The following is a 17,386-nucleotide window of genomic DNA, read 5'->3' on the forward strand; positions in this document are numbered from 1 at the left end:
CTCTCATCTATGATCTGACAAAGTGTGTGTATGATCAAAATATGCATTTCTTGAATTCTAGCCGTATCATCGCTTGGTACGACAAGATTATAATCACAAAGCTTATTCATCATTCCACCACCCTTTCCGCTAAGCCCTAGACAAAGCATATTAAGCTCTTGTGCTTTTTTTAAGGCTTCTAAAACATTAGGACTTTTTCCACTGGTTGAAATGCCGATTAAAACATCATTTTCGTTTCCTAAAGCCTCTACTTGTCTTGAAAAAACAAATTCAAAACCATAGTCATTTCCTATAGCACTAAGTGCTGAAGTATCGGTTGTAAGTGCTATGCCCGCTAAAGCCTTGCGTTCTTTTTTATAACGCCCGCTAAGTTCAGCCGCAAAATGCTGAGCATCAGCCGCACTTCCACCGTTTCCGCAAATCAAAATCTTGCCACCTTTTTTAAGACACTCGCACAAAAGCTCGCCTACTTTAGCGATTTGTCCTTTTAAAATTTCACCTTCTTGAACGATTTTTTGATGTTCTTGCCATTCTTTTTCCACTAAATTTATCATTTTTTATCCTTAATCTTTTCTATAATCTTACTTGTACTAAATCCTTCTTCAAAGTCGATTAATTCAACCCTTGAAACGATATCCGCACCCACAACAAGCTTATCTTTATAATCAGCCCCTTTAACCAAAATATCGGGTTTTAAAAAGCTTATAAGCTCTAAAGGCGTATCTTCATCAAAAACTACCACAAAATCTACAAAATAAAAAGCTGCCAACATACAAGCTCTTTGAAATTCTGAATTTATAGGACGACTCTCACCTTTGAGTCTTTTCACACTCGCATCTGAGTTCAAACCTACAATCAAAACATCACCCAATCTTTTAGCTTTTTCAAGGTATTTTATATGTCCAAAATGCACGATATCAAAACAACCATTTGTAAAAACAATCTTTTTATTATTTTGTTTCAAAAGCGTTAAAAGTTCTTCTTTGCTTTTGATTTTTTTCTCAAAATCCACACGATTAAAACTCTTAATCTCATCAAAACTCACACTCACACTACCTATTTTACTCACTACAACAGCTGCAGCTTCATTGGCAAATTCGCAAGCTTTAAAAATTTCAATCCCATTTGCCAAACAAAAAGCCAAAATGGCGATCACAGTATCGCCAGCTCCTGTTACATCATAAACTTCCAAGGCTTTAGCAGGTGCGATTTTTAAATCCTCATCAAAAAGTGCAATCCCTGCTTCTGAAAGAGTGATAATAGAATAACGCAAAGCAAAATCTTCTTTTAATTTTTTAATCCCTTTTTCTAAATTTTCACCCTCTAAATTTTCAAATTTCAAAGCCTCTAAAGCTTCTTTTTTATTAGGTGTAAGTAAAGTTGCACCACTGTATTTGCTAAAATCACTGCCTTTAGGATCAACTAAAACAGGGATATTTAAAGCCTTAGCCTTTTTTATCACAGCCTTGCAAACCTTAGGCGTTAAAATACCCTTAGCATAATCGCTTAAAACCACAGCTTTAAAGTCTTTAATCTTTTCATCAAATAAAGCAATAAGCTCATTTTCAAGTAAAATCTCGCTTGCATCTTCTTCATCTAGTCTTAAAACCTGCTGATTGTGTGCCATAATGCGATTTTTAAAAGGGGTTTTGCGTCCTTTTTGGATCAAAAATTCTCCTTTTAAATTTTCTTGTAAAAATTTCCCACTCTCATCATCACCCACAACACCAAGTGCAAAAACATCAGCTCCTAAACTTTTTAAATTCGCATAAACATTCGCAGCCCCACCTAATCTTTTATCTTCCTTAAGAGTTTTAGCTACTAAAACAGGGGCTTCAGGGCTGATACGCGAACAATCACACCAAGTGTAATTATCCACCATAAAATCCCCTATAATTAAAATTTTAGGTTTTTGCTGACTTAAAAACTCAAGCATTTACTTCCTTTTCAAAAAGTCTTTTTATCTCACCTAAATAATCTTTTATCCCTTCTTCTAAAGTGAATTTTGGCTGATAATCCCAAGTTTGATCTAGCTTTGCTTCAGTATGGAATTGATAAAATTTTACATAAGGATTTGGGATATATTCGCAAGGCAAATCAGTCTTTAACTCTTTTTGCAAAATATCAACTATATCTTGAAAAGTCCTTGCTTTACCACTACCCACATTATAAACTCCACATTTTGAGTCAAGAGCGATTAAATTGGCACTAATAACATCTTTGATATAGGTAAAATCTCTATAAATTTGATCACTTCCTTCAAACAAGCGTGGATTTTTTCCTGCTAAAATTTGATGGCCAAATTGCAAAACCATAGAAGCGGTTTTGTTTTTATAAAATTCGCCTTTTCCATAAACATTAAAATATCTAAGTCCTACCAAATGAGCTTTATCGTAGTATTTTTTCGCTAGCTTATCCATCATCAATTTTGAAAAAGCATAAGGATTTTTTGGTTCTTCATGTTTACCTACGGTTTGTGGACTTTTTGCATCACCATAAACCGAAGCTGAACTTGCATAAATAAGCTTTGCATTAAGATCTATACTAAGTTCTATAAAATCTTTAAAAGTATTTAAATTAGTTTGTAAAACCTTAGTTTGATCAAAAACCGTAGTGTCTGAAATTGCTGCTTGATGAAAAATAATCTCTGGCTTAAAATCTTCAATCTTTTTTAAAACTTTTTCATCATTAATATCGCCTGCAAAAAGTTCTCCATCAAATTCAAGCAAATTTTTAAAATGCCCAAAACTTTGCAAATTTCCATTTTCAAAAGTCGCACTACTACGCATTTTATCGATGATTAAAATTTCATGTTTTTCTTGCAAATTTAAAGCCAGTTGCGAACCTATAAATCCTGCGCCACCTGTGATTGCTATTCTCATTTAAATGTCCTTTTCTTTAAAAAAGCTCAAAATTTCTTTTAAATTTTTAAATTGTCTAAAAAAATCGCCTTCTTTTTTTTCTTCATTTACTAAAATCAAAGTGCCAATATCAGCATTTAACCCTGCTTGCATATCGCTTAGATTATCTCCGATAAAGATAGAATTTTTCATATCTAAATCAAACTCATCTTCTGCTTTTAAAAGCATTCCTATTTTAGGTTTGCGACACTCACAACCTTCTAAATGTGGACAATGATAAATTTTATCAATTTTTATATCTTGTTTGGCAAATTCTTTAAGCATATAATCACAAAGCTTAAAAAAATCACTTTCCTTGTAATATCCTCTTGCAATGCCTGATTGATTTGTCGCTATAAAAAGCAAATAATTTCTAGCTAAAAAATATCTACAAAGCTCAAAAATTCCATCACAAAATTCAAAATCTTCTATTTTATAAACATATTTTTTATCTATATTAATCACACCGTCTCTATCTAAAAATAATGCTTTTGTTTTCATAAAAAACATTATAATATAGCTTTTTTAAAAAGAAAATAAACATTATCTTTAATTTCTTAAGATTTTTATAAAAATAAAGATATATAATACCTAGCAATCTAATTTTTACTAAGGAGAAAACAAATGAAAAAATTATTAGTAGTTTCTGCTTTGGCATGTCTTGGTGTTTCTGCTTTTGCTGCAGATGGTGCTACACTTTTTAAAAAATGTGCAGTATGCCATGGTGCAAAAGCAGATAAAGTTTATTTAAACAAAGTTCCAGCTTTAAAAACTCTTTCTTCTGCTGAAAGACTTCAATACATGAAAGAATATTCAGAAGGCAAAAGAAATGCTTATGGTCAAGGTGCGATCATGAAACTTAACCTTAAAGGTTTAACTGAAGAAGATTTTAAAGCTATCGAAGCTCATATTGAAACTTTAAAATAATTTCTAAAAAAGGCTTTTCTTTTTAAGAAAGCCTTTTTTTATCCAAAGCTTCTTTTTTACGCCTTTCTAATTCTATAGCATCACGCAAAGAATCCTCATCATCATTTAAAGTAGTAAATTTATAATCATCATCAAATTGTTTATTTTTAATCCCCCAAAGCAAAGTTGCCAAAATGATAAAAAACGCTAAGATAGAAACCCCTATCATCATCATGATTATACTATTCATTCTTTAATCCTTAAAGCATTTAAAATAACTATTATACTACTAAAAGACATAGAAATAGCAGCGAATAAAGGATTAATCATACCCAAAAAAGCCAAAGGTATGGTACAAGCATTATAAAACAAAGAAAAAGCAAGATTTTGCTTGATAATTTTAAAGGTATTTTTAGATAATTTGATGGCTTTTTTTAAAGAAAGCAAGTCATTTTTCAAAAGTAAAACATCACTACTTTCTATAGCTAGATCACTTCCTTCTCTTAAAGTCATCGAAACACTTGCATATTTTAAAGCTAGTGCATCATTTACCCCATCACCTACAAATAAAACTTTGTAATTTTTGCTTAAATTTTCTATAGTTTTCATTTTATCTTCTGGCAAACAAGAAGCTTGATAATTTTGAATTTCTAACTTTTTAGCGATTTTTTCCACTGCTTTTTGATGATCGCCACTTAGTATCATTAATTCTTTCTTTTCTTTTTTAAGATAAGCGATAAGCTCTTTTGCACCTTCTCTTAAAACACTATCAAACTCAAAAGAAGCTAAAATTTTACCTTCCTTAGCAAAAATAAAATGTGTATTATCAAATTCTTTAGCCACAATACCCTTTTCTTGCAAAAATTTAGAACTTCCGCCTAAAAGCAACCCTTCATTTAACTCAGCACTTAAACCTTTAGCTTGAATGCTCGAATGCTTTTTAAAATCCAAATTTAAATTCTTAGCTCCTTTTTGCTTTAAATACGACGCAATATTTTGAGAGATAGGATGTTTAGAAAGTTTTACAAAACTATAAAGCTCATTTAAATCAAGCGCTTCATCTAAAAAAATCTCTTTAAGTTCAAGCTCTATTTTGGTTAAAATACCCGTTTTATCAAACACCACGCAATCACATTTGCTTAAATCTTCTATCACGCTAGAACTTTTAAACAAAATATGTTTTTTCAAAGCTCTACCTAAAGCTACAAGATTGCTCACTGGCGTTGCTAAAGCCAAAGCACAAGGACAAGCGATAATCAAAACTGCAATCGCATTGACTAAAGAAATTTCAAAACTCTCTTCCTTGTAAAAAAACCAAAAAGCAAAACAAACAAAAGCGATCAATAAAACCGTTCTAGAAAAATAAGCCGAAAGACTATTGACCAAACTTTCAAGTTTTGCTTTTTTAGAACTTGCAAGTTCTAAAAGCTGGATAATTTGACTGAGTTTTGAATCTTTATAAAGCTTTGTTGCTTCATACTCCACACTTCCATCAAGCACTATACAAGCTGAAAAAATTTCATCTTCTTTTTGTATGAGTTTTGGAATACTTTCTCCATTTAAAGAAGAAGTATCCACGCTCATTTCGCCACTTTTACAGATCCCATCGATTAAAATTTTATCTCCAGTTTTAAGTAAAACTCTATCTCCTAAACAAACCTTTTGCACTTCTTTAGGAACAAATTCTTTACCATTAAAAACTAAAACTTCATTTTGCAAAAAATCATTAAGCCCATCTATAGTATCTAAAGCACGCTTTTTACTAAACATCTCAAGATATTTTCCTATAAAAACAAAGCAAACTATCATCGCCACAGAGTCAAAATACACTTCCCCCACCCTAAAAAACATAGCCCATAAAGAATAAACATAAGCTAAACTCGCTCCGCTAATCACCAATACATCCATATTTAAACTATGCATTTTTAAAGTTTTAAAAGCGCTTTTATAAAAATGAGATCCCGTATAAAAAAGCACAGGAGAGCAAAGGATAAATTCAGCAAAATTTAAAATATCCTTAGTATCCTTATCCATACCGCTAAAAAATCCTGCGTATTTTGCCACTGCTATCCACATGATATTCATCACACAAGCTATAGCCACAACAAGCTTAGAATAAAATTCTCTTTTTAGTAAATCCGCTTTTTTTGAAGCCTTGCTCGCATCGTAAGCACTCGCTTTATAACCTATGCTTTCAATAAGTCTTAAAATTTGCACCAAAGAAATACTTTGTTCATCAAAAACAATGCGTGCTTTATGGCTTAAATGATTGATATCAAGTTCTAAAATTCCTTCTTGCTTGGTTAAAATTTTCTCATTAAGCCACACACAAGCTGCACATTCTATACCGTGTATCATGAGATAAATTTCACTAAATCCTTCTTTAGTTTTAGTAATAAACTCATCATAATTTTTCATTTCATTTTGAAAATTTACAGGGCTTAAGGTTTGATTTCCAAGCTTTTCATAAAACTCATCTAGTCCACTTTCATGTAAAATTTCCCAAACGCTCTCACAACCCTTACAACAAAAAAATTTACCCTTATACTCTATCATTTGAGCTTGTTTATAATCAAGTTTGCAATGTTCACATTTCATAATCATTCTTTAAAAAAATATTTTTTATAATTATAAACAAATTTGACAAAAAGTGCATTTTTTTACTAAAATCACATTTTACAAAAATTATTCTGCTAAATCTTACGAGGACTTATGGAAAAAGAAAAAAAACAACATCAAAGAACCCACGTTCCAGTGGAAGGTTATAAAATCGAAGAATTAAAATTATTAGATTTAGAAAATCTAGTTAAAATCGCCAATGAATGTGAAATCGAAAACCCAAGAGAATTTCGCCGTCAAGAACTTATTTTTGAAATTTTAAAAGCACAAACAAAAAAAGGCGGTTTCATACTTTTTACAGGGATTTTAGAAATTTCTTCTGAAGGTTATGGCTTTTTAAGAGGCATGGACTCTAATCTTAGCGATAGTGTTAATGACGCTTATGTTTCAAATTCACAAATTAGAAAATTTGCTCTGCGTGTAGGCGATATCGTTACAGGACAAGTTAGAGAACCTAAAGATCAAGAAAAATACTACGCTCTTTTAAAAATTGAAGCGATCAATTATCTGCCTTTACAAGAAGCCAAAGAAAGACCTTTATTTGATAACTTAACCCCTATTTTTCCAACAGAAAAAATCAAACTCGAATACGATGCGATGAAGCTTACGGGTCGTGTTTTAGATCTTTTTACCCCTATAGGAAAAGGACAACGTGGGCTCATCGTTGCTCCACCACGCACAGGTAAAACAGAGCTTATGAAAGAACTTGCTACTGCTATTGCAAAAAACCACCCCGAAATGCATTTAATCGTGCTTTTAGTCGATGAAAGACCTGAAGAAGTTACTGATATGCAAAGATGCGTAAAAGGCGAAGTTTTTAGTTCTACTTTTGATTTGCCTGCTTATAATCATGTGCGTGTAGCTGAACTTGTGATAGAAAAAGCCAAAAGAATGGTAGAAACAGGTAAAGATGTTATTATCCTACTTGATAGCATCACAAGACTTGCACGTGCTTACAATACTGCAACTCCAAGCAGTGGAAAAGTCCTAAGCGGTGGGGTGGATGCTAATGCCCTACACAAACCAAAACGCTTCTTTGGTGCAGCTAGAAATATAGAAAATGGAGGCTCTTTAACCATAGTTGCTACGGCTTTAATTGACACAGGTTCAAGGATGGATGATGTAATTTTTGAAGAATTTAAAGGCACAGGAAATAGCGAAATAGTTCTTGATAGAAATATCGCTGATAGAAGAATTTATCCTGCGATTAATATCATCAAATCAGGAACAAGAAAAGAAGAATTACTCCAAGGCGTAGCAAATCTTCAAAAAATTTGGGCGATCCGTTCGGCGATTTCTCAAATGGATGATGTTGAGGCATTGAAATTTTTATATTCTAAAATGCTTAAAACCAAAGACAATGTAGAACTTTTATCTATAATGAACGAGTAGAAAATGCTTCAAGCTTTAGCGATTAAATACAGACCAAAAACCTTTGATGAACTCATAGGACAAAAAACAGTTAGCGTAAGTTTAAAATACGCTCTAAATCATAATCGCTTAGCTCATGCTTATCTTTTTTCAGGACTTAGAGGAAGCGGAAAAACCTCAAGTGCTAGAATTTTTTCTCGTGCTTTAGTTTGCGAACAAGGACCAAGTGATACTCCATGTGGCACTTGCAAGCACTGTCTTGCAGCACTTGAAGGCAAACATATAGACATTATAGAAATGGATGCTGCAAGCAACCGTGGACTTGAAGACATACAAACCTTAATCGAGCAAACCAAATACACCCCTTCTATGGCAAGATTTAAAATTTTCATCATTGATGAAGTACATATGCTTACCCCACAAGCTGCAAATGCACTTTTAAAAACCTTAGAAGAACCCCCAAGTTATGTTAAATTTATACTTGCAACAACAGATCCTTTAAAACTTCCAGCCACTGTACTTTCAAGAACGCAACATTTTCGCTTTAAACAAATTCCACAAAGTGAAATTTTAAATCATCTTAAAAAAATTTTACTTAAAGAAAATGTTAAATTTGAAGAAGAAGCTTTAAAATTCATAGCAAGAAGTGGCAATGGATCTTTAAGAGATACTTTAACCTTGCTTGATCAAGCCATTATTTTTTGTCAAAATGAAATCAGCATTAGTAAAATTACAGATATGTTAGGCTTTTTAGATCCTCAAAAAATCAAAGCCTTTTATCAGGCTATTTTAACAAAAGACAAAGAAAAAGTTTTTGCATATTTAGAAGAATTGCAAGACTATGAAGCTTCAAGCGTGATTGATGAAATGCTTTTTTATTTAAAAGAAAGTTTTTTTGCAAAAAGTACAGAATTTTCTACTTTAATTTATGAAAGATTTTTCCGTATTTTATCAAAAGCTAAAAATATGCTTTGCGATGATGATGGCTTTACGCTTTGTGTTATGGCTTTTATGATGATGGAAGCAAGTCATTTAAAAGAAATTGACGCACAAATCCAAGAAATCAAACAAGAAAATATAACAAATACTACACCTAAGATCACACCTTCTCCTATCATGCCTAATCTTGAGAAAAAAATAGAAAAAAATGCTTATGAAATCTTGCTTGATAGTATTTATGATAGGGATTTTGATCTTGCAGAATGCTTTAAACAAAGCACAAAATTTATTAGTTTTGAAAGCAATACTTTAAATATAAGCTCAAACGCACAAGGACAAAATCGCGATACGCTCAATAAAGGTTTTAAACTCATACAAGAACTTTTTAAAGCTAAATTTGGAGAAAATGCAAAAATTAATGTGCAAAAAGCACTAACAATTGATGAAAATAAGCTTCAATCCTTAACTCAAGAATTACCAAACAGTGAAAATAAAAACAATATTCAAAGTTCTATTAATATGCTTAAAGAAGGAGCTAAAAAATTTGACCCACAAGAAGATCTTAAAGAGGCTCTTAAAGATTGTTTTGGGGAGCCTAGTATAGAAAATTAATCATCATTTTTAAGAGAGATGAAAATCAAAGCTAAAAACATATAAGTTACCAATCTTGTAGCACCAGGCAAACCATTCCAAACATTACTCATCCACATTTCAAACCATTCTGCAGCAACTACTTGAAAGGCAAACCATAAATACAGCAACAAGTTAAGGAAATAATCCCAAAAATCTTAGCGTTAAGAAAGCTTTGAGCATCTAAATTTCTAGCTTTAAACATATCATAAACACCTTTTAGGGCTGTTAAGGTAATAAAAATTTCAAAAAGAATAATTATTATATAGCCTATATGATGAATCACAGGAGAAGTAATAACCCCATAAACTATAGCATTACCTAAATAATCAGACTTTATATCCGCACTCATCACAATGCGAAACAAATTGGAAATTAGAATTGTAATCTGTCACATTTCTAAAAACCACTATACCTGCTAACGATGCAACGGTAAGCAAAATAATAATTTTTGAAAATCAAATCATTTTACTTATGCAAAAACATTTTTATTACATTTATACCATTTTAATAATATATTCTTAATAAAAATTAAATTTTTAAATTCTTTTAAGCCTTAAAGAATTAAGTACCACAGCAACAGAACTAAAACACATTGCAAGTGCTGCTATATGAGGACTTAAAGTGATAAAAGGTACAAATCCTGCTGCGATAGGAATGCAAAGTACATTATAAATAAAAGCCCAAAAAAGATTTAGCTTGATAATACTGCGTGTTTTTTTAGCAAGTTTAAAACATTTAAAAATCGCTGATAAATCATCTTTTATCAAGATAAAATCTCCTGTTTTTTTTGCAAGTTCATTTGCCTTTGAAAAACTCATACTCACGCTTGCAGCAGATAAAGCCGCCGCATCATTGATCCCATCTCCTACAAAAAGAGTTTTTTTAAATTTTTGAATGATTTGTAGTTTTTCTTCACTCTTAAGTTGGGCATGAAATTCGTCTATTTGTAATTCTTTAGCTATTTTTTCTACATTTTTTATATGATCACCACTTAAAATAAAAGTTTTAAGATCTTGCCCTTTTAAATTTAACACAAGCTCTTTGGCCCCATCTTTTAAAGCATTACTTAACAAAACACCACCTAAACACTTTTTATTCTTAGCAAAATACACCCTAACATATTCTTTAAAAGAATCAAAAAAAATATCGCTTTCTTTTGTGTCAACTTCATTTTTGTGCAAAAACTCCGCACTACCTACAAGATAAATATTATTATCTTCTTTGTATTTTATACCAGAACCCACAATCACTATTCCCTCGCCCTTTAAATCAAAAATTTGATCTTTATGCAAAGCCTTGGCTATAGGATGAGAGCTTAAACTTTCAATTTGACATAATTTATCAAAATCATCTTTAGAAAGATTGTGCTTAAAAATACTCAAATTTTCCTTTGTTAATGTACCTGTTTTATCAAAAAAAGCGTACTTAACTAAGGCTAATTTTTCTAAAGCAGCAGGATTTTTAATAAGAATGAAATTTTTTGCCGCATTTGCACTTGCCACAACCAAAGCTATAGGCGTTGCAAGCCCTAAAGCACAAGGACAAGAAATCAAAAGCACAGCACAAGCGTGTAAAAAAGCTGTATTTAAATCCGCTTTTACCGCCCAAAAAACAAAAACTAAAAAAGCAAAAAATATTATACCCCCTACAAAGTATTTAGAAATTTGATCTGCTAAATTTGCCAAAGGACTTTTGATATTTCCTGCTTCAAAAACTAGATTTTTGATTTGTTCTAAAGTACTATCCATAGCCTTTTTGTTTGCTTTGATCCTTAAAGCGCCATTTAAAACTACTGCTCCTGCTTGAACTTCATCGCCTTCTTTTTTTAAAACAGGCAAAAACTCTCCATTTAAAAAACTCATATCAAGCTCTGCGCTCCCTAAAAGCACTACTCCATCTGCAACAATGCTTTCTCCTTCTTTTACCAAAAGCACATCGCCACTTTTGACAAAAGAACTTGGAATTTCTTTAATACTTTCATCTTCAAGCAAAATTTTTGTCTTTTTTGTATCTATATTTTCCAAAATTCTTTGATAATCTTGTGCTTTAAATTTAGCTTTACTTTCAAGATATTTTCCTAAAAGCACAAAGGAAATAATCATCATTGCACCACTAAAATACAAATCTTCTTCTTTAAAAATTTGCAAATACACTAAAAAAGAATACACAAAAGCACTCAAAGTCCCTAAAGCTACAAGGGTATTCATATCTAAATTTTTACTTTTAAGTCCTAAAAAAGCATGAGAAAAAAAGTCTCTCCCGCAATAAAATATCCCAAAAAAACTCAAAGCCATTTGGATATTTTGCGAAAAAGAAGTTTTAACAAACATTTCAAAATACATAATAATCACACTCAAAACTATACTTAAAAGCAAATTTTTTCTTAATTCTAAGTGTTTTTTTGCCTTGTATGCGTTCAAGCTTTGTTCATCTTCTAAAATTTCAAAACCTAAATTTTTAATTTTTGCGATGATATCTTTGCGTTTTTCTTGATCTTCAAGTAAAAAAACTCCGCTAGAATTCACATAAGAAACACTAGCATCTTTAACACCATCAATTTTTTTACAAGCTCTTTCTATAGCGTTAGAACAATTAACGCAAGTCATTTTACCTATTTTTATACGCAATTCTTCCATTATAAACGCTCTATGATTTCAAAACCTAAATCTTGAAATTCTTGTGTAAAATTTGATACTTGATTTTCTTCTAAATTTAAACTTAAAATTTTTTGCTCCAAATCTACTTCTATATTACCAAATTCATCTTCAAGAGAATTTTTGATCAAATTTACACAATTCATGCAATTAACATTTTTTACTTTAAATTTCATTTTCACTCCTTATAGGATGTATGGTAATATGCCCGATTTCAAATTCATGTAGTAATTTATGGGATAAATCCTGAGATAGTTTTTCAAATTCCTTTAGATCGCAAACTTTCACTTTTAAATGCATAGAAGCTACTAGCATTTTATTGGTGATTTGAGTAATATGCAAATCCACTACCTCATCCACACTAGGATTTAAAAGCAAAACTTGTCTTACTTTTTCTATATCCACAGGAGAACTTTCAAGTAAGACATTAGCGCTTTGTTTAAGCAAGATAATTGCCCATCTTAAAAGCAAGATTGATAATACAATAGCTAAAATCGTATCTATATAAACAATACCACTAAAATACACCGCTATTCCACCTATAATAACCACTAAAGAACCCAATAAATCACTCATCATATGTAAAAAAGCGGACTTCATATTGACATTTTCTAAATTTGCACCCTTAAACATCATCAAAGCATTAATCCCATTTACCAAAAAGCCCAAAATAGCTACAATTATCATGGTTTTAGCGTCAATTTCTTTTGGATTAATAAATTTTTCTATAGCCTCATAAATGATAAATAAAGCCGATAAAATAATGGTTAAAGCATTGACAAAAGCCACTAAAACTTCAAGACGAAAGTACCCAAAGGTCTTTTGATGATCTTGCCATTTTTCTACAGCTATGATGGCTAAAAAACTAAGAGCTAAGGCAAAAACATCAGAAAACATATGCAAAGTATCGCTTAAAAGTGCCAAAGAATTTGAAAGGATTGAATAAATAAATTGCACAAGCATCATAGAAAAAGTCATTAAAAGAGAAATTTTTAAAATCTTTTTATCCATACTCCTTGCATCAGCATGGGAATGATGATGTTCATGAGAATGTTCTTCGTGATTATGATGACAAGATTTGTTAGCTAAAGGCTCGTGTGATAAAAATTTATACATTTTATATCCTTTTTGCTTGACATTTTAAGATATTAAGCTAAAAAGAATATAAATATTTGTTATTCTTATAAAAATTAAAAGTCAAAAAGTTCGCCTAACCAACTTTCTTTCTTTTTCTTTTTATAGTAATCATTGTGCTGATGATAAGCTGAGTTATTATATCTTGACTCTTGTCTTGAAGCTTGGTTAAAATTTGCTGTATTAGGGACACTGCGTTCTATGATTTTGTCAAGTTCTCCACGATCAAGCCAAACGCCACGACATTTTGGACAATAATCAATCTCAACTCCACTCCTATCGCTCATAACCAAATCCACATTGCAAACTGGACATAACATACAATACCGCCTTTTTTTAAATTTTTGATTTAAAATTATAAAAAGAAATACTAAACAATTTTACAACAAGTTTTAATGTTTTTTTGCATGTCTAGTCATCATAAAACTTTGTTCAAAAAATATAAGCAAAGTAACACTCACTCCTATAGCTAGAGCCAAAGTCACAGAAACAGTTGTAAAAAAATAATCAAAAAATTGAACCAAAAATTCAGACTTAGCCTTCAAATCATCACTGCGTATAAAAGAAATAAGATACAAAATCGCTTTATAGGCATAAATTCCAGGTATCATAGGAATAAGAGCAGGAAAAGCGATAATTTCAGCAGGGGTTTTGATGATTTTTGCTAGAACAATTCCTAAACATCCTATACAAAATGAAGCAACAAAAGTTGCAATTGCTAAAGTTTGAAAATGAAAATATTCCACCAGGGTAAAACGAAGCCCATGCGCAATTGCTGCTAAAATAGCAGATAAAATAAGGGTTTTTAAAGGTGGATTACAAGCATAAGCAAAGCCAAATCCCGCCACAGCAGCAAAAAACATATCTCTTAAAATAAATTCAATCATCTTAAAATCCCAAAATCCGAAATACTAAGTGTCATGTAAATTCCAAGTGCTATACAACAAATCAAAATAGCCACGCTGATAATACGACTAAGCCCCATTAAAATATGATCTTTTAATATATCAATCACAGAATTTATAAAAAATACCCCTGGTATAAGATATAAAATACTAGAACCCAAAGCCACATCAGAAGTATTGGTATATCCCATATCCAGTCCAAAAAATACAAACCACGATGAGATAAAAGAACAAAGGATGTATTGAATTCTTAAATCAATCTTTGCTTTAGTTAAAATATATCTTAACAACAATCCCACAAAAGTTGCAAAAAACACCAAATTTCCAGCGCCAAAATCACCGCCAAAAAGCCTACAAAAAGCCGAATTTGCCATAGAAACAAATAAAAGATTAAGCAAATAAGAATGCTTTTTTTGTTGAGAAATTTTCTCAAAAACAACTTGTGCTTTTTCAAGATCGTATTTGTGATCATATATAGCCCAGCTTAAAGCACTTAAATCAAAAATAAGCTTAAAATTAACATGGGCATGATGATTGGGTATGACATAAGTTCTTTGAATGGAGTTATCATCCATATCTACAACATTTAAAGTAATATGATGAAAAAAGAAATTGATATTTATCTCATAGCCATAAACCTCGGCTATTCTTCCTACGCATTTTGCCACCCTAGCTGTATAAGTTCCAGCACCTAGCAAAGTTTTAGTATATATAATTAAAAAATTAGTTAATCTTTGTATATCAGGTTTTTCCATATTTTGATCATCTTTAACTTGAATTTATTACAATTATAGCAAATTTGAAAATAATAAAGAAAAAAATATTTATAATTTAAATCATTTATTAAAAGGCTTTTTGATTTTGATATAAATTAAACTTGCTAAAATCACAAAAACAATTATAATGATTAAAATTTGAGTCAAATAAGTTTTAATCAACTCTTCATTTTGTCCTATATAATAACCCAAAAATACAAGTATAGCCACCCAAATAGCACTACCAAGTGCAGTAAAAAGTATAAAATTTATAAGTTTCATTTTTACCAAACCTGCAGGCATAGAGATATACTGACGAATCCCTGGTAAAAGACGACAAGTAAAGGTTGAAAATTCCCCGTGTTTGTTGAAAAATTCTTCGAATTTAGCAAATTTGACTTCATTTATACCAAAATACTTACCCCATTTTAATACAAAATTTTTACCCCAAAAAAAGCAAATATAGTAATTAATCAAAGCCCCTAAAACAGAACCTAAAGTCCCACTAAGTATACAAAGAGTAATATCAAGTTCGCCTTTATGTGCCAAATATCCAGCAGGTATCATAACAACTTCACTTGGAAAAGGTATAAAACAACTCTCTAAGGTCATTAAGATAATAATACCCAAATACCCCCAAGCACTAGCCGTCTCAACAATAAAAGAAATGATTTCTTGCATATTAGCCTTATTTGAAGAAAATTTTAAAAAATTGTAGCTTAAAAGATTAAACAGTAAAAAGCGGTTTTACACCGCTTTTTTTATTTACCTGCAACTGAAACTTGATTTGGATTGTCCGCTGCACGAGCGATCATGCACTCTTTTAAAATAGCAGCATCAGCTGGATCGCTAACTTTTTTATTAATCCAGCGTTCAACTTGTTTCATTGTTTTTGACTCTGGCTCTGGAGCTTCGTATTTTGCCATCAAACTTGCACAATCAGCCAAAGCAATGATAGGTAATAAACTTGCAAAAAGTATTTTTCTCATCTTTTGCTCCTTAGAATTTTACATTATACATTAACATAATATTATCAGCTCTTGCTTTATCTTTTTTCGCTCCACCAAATGGTAAGCCACGATTACCCCAAATGTTTTGGATATTAGTATAGCTTAAGCGTAAGAATTGATATCTATCAAGTTGATAAATCACATAAAAATCATGTGCTGTTCCTCTTGTCATTCTTATATTAAGCGGATCATTGATACTTGGACGGCTCATAGTATACCAGTATCTACTTCCCCAGAAGAACTCATACCCTACTTTTAAAGCCTTGGTAAAATCATAGCGTCCACCTACATGCACAGCATAACCATCTTTTTCATTGAATTTTCCATCACCATAACCTTGTTTTTGAAGAGCTGCACTTAATAATGGATTTATCTCATTATTGCTTCCATTAGAATATCCCAAAGATGCGAACCAATTAAAATTTGTTCCAAAAGCTTTGTAATTTTCAAAATGAATATTAGCTAAAGTAAGATTACCTAAATTAATAACTCCATCATCATCTAATAATGTCGATCCTGGAATAGGCAATGCAAAATCAGTCATATGAGCTACATTGAAGATAATAAGATTATCTCCCATGCCTTCTATAGGAAGTTCTCCTTCTACCGCAGCATAGTAAAGATTTGCATCAGCATCTTTTTGATCGCTCATCCAGTCTCTTACCTTACCTTCTTCATCCCATTGATAAGTTTTACCATAAGCCGCACGGATAGCTACCTTATGATCTTGCAAACTTTCAGGTTTATAAGTAATCACTGCTGCATCACCTAGAGCGTTGATTGCTAAGGCTGGATAAGTTGATTGTCTTAAAGCATTGTTTCTAAGATTACTTCCTGGGCCATCGGTTCCTGGCTGTCTTCCTATAGTTGCAATCCACTCAGGCGTGATATAGTAGTCAAGATAAGCTCTATCTACATAAAGTACAGGCCCACTTGTTCTTGTGTTTCTTCCTGCATCTAAGTCATAAGGAGTGCCATTCCAACCCATTTGAGACCAGTTTTTAGCCATAGATAAACGACCATAGAATTTGGTTTTATCGTTAATATCAGCATTCATATTTAAATGAAGCTCATTCATCCATTTGTTATTTACACTATAATCTTTATATCCTCTTGTTTGACCTTCTTCATAAGGGATATGATTAAAGTTTGTATTTGATACAGCAGTTGAGAATTCAAGTCCAAATTTAACCTTGCTTAAAGCAGCTTGAAATTCTGTTTCATCAGCTCTATCGTTAAGATCAGCAAGTTCAGCTTTTACAGCTTCATTTTGCTTAGCTTGAGCTTCTCTTTCTTTTCTGATTTGTGCAAGTTCAGCTTGAATTTGTGCAAGCTGTTTTTGAAGCTTGGTTATTTCATCATCTGTATTTTTAGCAAAAAGTGAAGATGAAAGAAGACAAGCACTTAAAATAAGTGAAAACTTAGTTTTCATAATCATAACTCCTTGTAATTTTGTTACATTTCACTGAAATAAAATTATAATTATAGAAAAAAAAGCTTTAAAAAAAATTATGTGTTAATTATTTTTAGCTAGTCAAATTTTATGACTAGCTTTACATT

18 protein-coding genes and 2 pseudogenes are annotated in these 17,386 nt (G+C 31.4%); 3 read left to right on the forward strand and 17 right to left on the reverse strand.

Going from position 1 to position 17,386, the window contains the following annotated elements; all coding sequences use genetic code 11:
* From gmhA to gmhB, 4 genes and pseudogenes are all read right to left on the reverse strand, one after another.
* The coding region (gene gmhA, locus AJN70_RS08435; RefSeq protein WP_070232981.1) for a D-sedoheptulose 7-phosphate isomerase at positions 1 to 554 on the reverse strand (554 nt) is incomplete at its 3' end.
* Complete coding sequence (gene rfaE1 / locus AJN70_RS08440) at positions 551 to 1,936, reverse strand: D-glycero-beta-D-manno-heptose-7-phosphate kinase (protein ID WP_070233528.1); 1,386 nt, start codon at positions 1,934 to 1,936, stop codon at positions 551 to 553. The genes gmhA and rfaE1, both read right to left, overlap by 4 nt.
* Positions 1,929 to 2,882 (reverse strand): ADP-glyceromanno-heptose 6-epimerase, encoded by a 954-nt coding sequence (gene rfaD / locus AJN70_RS08445; RefSeq protein ID WP_070233529.1) that lies wholly within the window; start codon positions 2,880 to 2,882, stop codon positions 1,929 to 1,931. Before rfaD ends, rfaE1 begins: the two co-directional genes overlap by 8 nt.
* Positions 2,883 to 3,444: pseudogene (gmhB, locus tag AJN70_RS08450) on the reverse strand (D-glycero-alpha-D-manno-heptose-1,7-bisphosphate 7-phosphatase).
* A gap of 80 nt (positions 3,445 to 3,524) precedes the next feature.
* Between gmhB and AJN70_RS08455 the strand changes: the two are divergent.
* Positions 3,525 to 3,827, forward strand: coding sequence for a c-type cytochrome (locus tag AJN70_RS08455; RefSeq protein ID WP_002870485.1), 303 nt, complete (start codon positions 3,525 to 3,527; stop codon positions 3,825 to 3,827).
* 22 nt (positions 3,828 to 3,849) lie between these two features.
* Here AJN70_RS08455 and ccoS read toward each other — a convergent pair whose 3' ends face one another.
* On the reverse strand, positions 3,850 to 4,056 hold the full coding sequence (gene ccoS, locus AJN70_RS08460) for a cbb3-type cytochrome oxidase assembly protein CcoS (RefSeq protein ID WP_002852798.1): 207 nt from the start codon (positions 4,054 to 4,056) through the stop codon (positions 3,850 to 3,852).
* Positions 4,053 to 6,410, reverse strand: coding sequence for a heavy metal translocating P-type ATPase (locus AJN70_RS08465; RefSeq protein WP_083262339.1), 2,358 nt, complete (start codon positions 6,408 to 6,410; stop codon positions 4,053 to 4,055). The genes ccoS and AJN70_RS08465 overlap by 4 nt, the downstream gene beginning before the upstream one ends.
* Before the next feature lie 108 nt (positions 6,411 to 6,518).
* Here AJN70_RS08465 and rho point away from each other — a divergent pair, with 108 nt between their 5' ends.
* Positions 6,519 to 7,817, forward strand: a complete 1,299-nt coding sequence (rho, locus tag AJN70_RS08470) for a transcription termination factor Rho (RefSeq protein WP_002853705.1) — start codon at positions 6,519 to 6,521, stop codon at positions 7,815 to 7,817.
* 3 nt (positions 7,818 to 7,820) lie between these two features.
* Complete coding sequence (locus AJN70_RS08475; protein WP_002870483.1) at positions 7,821 to 9,347, forward strand: DNA polymerase III subunit gamma/tau; 1,527 nt, start codon at positions 7,821 to 7,823, stop codon at positions 9,345 to 9,347.
* Here AJN70_RS08475 and AJN70_RS09435 read toward each other — a convergent pair.
* The 11 genes and pseudogenes from AJN70_RS09435 to omp50 all read right to left on the reverse strand — a co-directional run bounded on the left by AJN70_RS09435 (position 9,344) and on the right by omp50 (position 17,258).
* Positions 9,344 to 9,717: pseudogene (locus AJN70_RS09435) on the reverse strand (DUF2165 family protein). The gene AJN70_RS08475 and the pseudogene AJN70_RS09435 overlap by 4 nt on opposite strands.
* Positions 9,695 to 9,814, reverse strand: coding sequence for a DUF2165 family protein (locus AJN70_RS10080; protein ID WP_353477116.1), 120 nt, complete (start codon positions 9,812 to 9,814; stop codon positions 9,695 to 9,697). The pseudogene AJN70_RS09435 and the gene AJN70_RS10080 overlap by 23 nt, the downstream one beginning before the upstream one ends.
* Positions 9,815 to 9,904: 90 nt before the next feature.
* A complete protein-coding gene (gene copA / locus AJN70_RS08485) occupies positions 9,905 to 12,004 on the reverse strand; it encodes a copper-translocating P-type ATPase CopA (protein ID WP_070274778.1) in 2,100 nt (699 codons plus the stop codon).
* On the reverse strand, positions 12,004 to 12,198 hold the full coding sequence (locus tag AJN70_RS08490; protein ID WP_070247796.1) for a heavy-metal-associated domain-containing protein: 195 nt from the start codon (positions 12,196 to 12,198) through the stop codon (positions 12,004 to 12,006). Before AJN70_RS08490 ends, copA begins: the two co-directional genes overlap by 1 nt.
* The gene (gene czcD, locus AJN70_RS08495; RefSeq protein ID WP_070261264.1) at positions 12,188 to 13,138 is read right to left on the reverse strand and encodes a CDF family cation-efflux transporter CzcD; all 951 of its coding nucleotides are present in this window, start codon (positions 13,136 to 13,138) and stop codon (positions 12,188 to 12,190) included. Before czcD ends, AJN70_RS08490 begins: the two co-directional genes overlap by 11 nt.
* A 74-nt stretch (positions 13,139 to 13,212) precedes the next feature.
* Positions 13,213 to 13,476, reverse strand: coding sequence for a zf-TFIIB domain-containing protein (locus tag AJN70_RS08500; protein WP_002870479.1), 264 nt, complete (start codon positions 13,474 to 13,476; stop codon positions 13,213 to 13,215).
* Between the two features lie 72 nt (positions 13,477 to 13,548).
* Entirely contained in the window at positions 13,549 to 14,043 is a 495-nt protein-coding gene (locus AJN70_RS08505; RefSeq protein WP_070261265.1) for a threonine/serine exporter family protein, read from the reverse strand.
* Positions 14,040 to 14,816, reverse strand: a complete 777-nt coding sequence (locus tag AJN70_RS08510; protein WP_002881600.1) for a threonine/serine exporter family protein — start codon at positions 14,814 to 14,816, stop codon at positions 14,040 to 14,042. Before AJN70_RS08510 ends, AJN70_RS08505 begins: the two co-directional genes overlap by 4 nt.
* Positions 14,817 to 14,897: 81 nt before the next feature.
* Positions 14,898 to 15,497, reverse strand: coding sequence for a DedA family protein (locus AJN70_RS08515; RefSeq protein ID WP_070295693.1), 600 nt, complete (start codon positions 15,495 to 15,497; stop codon positions 14,898 to 14,900).
* Between the two features lie 80 nt (positions 15,498 to 15,577).
* Complete coding sequence (locus tag AJN70_RS08520) at positions 15,578 to 15,805, reverse strand: hypothetical protein (RefSeq protein ID WP_002894642.1); 228 nt, start codon at positions 15,803 to 15,805, stop codon at positions 15,578 to 15,580.
* A gap of 10 nt (positions 15,806 to 15,815) precedes the next feature.
* On the reverse strand, positions 15,816 to 17,258 hold the full coding sequence (gene omp50, locus AJN70_RS08525) for an outer membrane tyrosine kinase (RefSeq protein WP_070295694.1): 1,443 nt from the start codon (positions 17,256 to 17,258) through the stop codon (positions 15,816 to 15,818).
* Positions 17,259 to 17,386 lie beyond the last annotated feature (128 nt).

Source organism: Campylobacter sp. BCW_4341 (genome assembly GCF_001764255.1).
Classification (GTDB): Bacteria; Campylobacterota; Campylobacteria; order Campylobacterales; family Campylobacteraceae; genus Campylobacter_D; species Campylobacter_D jejuni.